1 protein-coding gene and 1 pseudogene are annotated in these 1,056 nt (G+C 57.3%); both read right to left on the reverse strand.

The window, feature by feature from the left end; all coding sequences use genetic code 11:
• Positions 1 to 317: pseudogene (locus HZ321_RS21460) on the reverse strand (carbohydrate ABC transporter permease); the annotation flags it as partial.
• An 86-nt stretch (positions 318 to 403) separates the two neighbouring features.
• Positions 404 to 1,056, reverse strand: a 653-nt coding sequence (locus HZ321_RS21465; RefSeq protein ID WP_181704470.1) for a carbohydrate ABC transporter permease, incomplete at its 5' end; no start/stop codon positions are given.

The following is a 1,056-nucleotide window of genomic DNA, read 5'->3' on the forward strand; positions in this document are numbered from 1 at the left end:
GCCATGCGGTTGGTGAGCAGCCAGAAGAAGAGGTGCTTGTCGCCGAGGAAGCGGTAGCGCGAGAAGGCGTATGCGGCAGGTAAAGCAACTGCCACGGCGATCACCATGTTCATAAGTACATAGCTAATCGAGTTTATATATGTGTTGTACCAAGTCGGTTCACGGAAAATGACGCGGAAATTATCCAAAGTCGGTGTAATTGGCCAAAGAGTGAACTGATTCATGATCTCCTGGTTCGGCTTAAAACTTAAAAGGATCAGCCAATAAACAGGAACCAGTAGAAAAATAACATAAACAAGGGGAACAAAGCGCTTCATGCCTGGACGCGACGGTGCTTCGATGATCGAAGCCGGCGTAGCGTGCTTAGTTTTTGGATCCGAAGTGATCGTTGTCATGGGAGTGCTCACTTCTTCGCTTCGCCTGCCTGAGTCGTGACTGTGAAGAAGACCCAGGAAAGGAGGAGGATGATCAGGAAGTAGATGATCGACATGGCCGCGGCCGGGCCGAGGTCGAACTGGCCGACCGCCATCTTGACGAGGTCGATCGAGAGAAAGGTGGTGGAACTGCCGGGGCCGCCGCCGGTGACGACGAAGGGCTCGGTGTAGATCATGAAGCTGTCCATGAAGCGCAGCAGCACGGCGATTTGCAGAACACGGGTCAATTTGGGCAGCTGGATGTGCCGGAACACCGACCAGCGCGACGCGCCGTCGATCTTGGCGGCCTGGTAGTAGGCGTCCGGGATGGAGACGAGGCCGGCGTAGCAGAGGAGCACGACGAGGCTCGTCCAGTGCCAGACGTCCATCAGCACGACGGTGAACCAGGCGTCGAAAGAACTCTGGCCGTAATTGTAGTTCCAGCCGAGAGCGTTCAGCGCCCGCCCCATGAGGCCAATGTCGACGCGGCCGAAGACCTGCCAGATTGTGCCGACGACGTTCCACGGAATCAGCAGCGGCAGCGACATGGTTACTAGGCAGGCAGAGACCGTCCAGCCCTTGCGCGGCATGCAGAGGGCGATGGCGATGCCGAGCGGGATCTCGATGGCCAGGATGATGGCGG

Source organism: Chthonobacter albigriseus (genome assembly GCF_013839445.1).
GTDB lineage: Bacteria > Pseudomonadota > Alphaproteobacteria > Rhizobiales > Pleomorphomonadaceae > Chthonobacter > Chthonobacter albigriseus.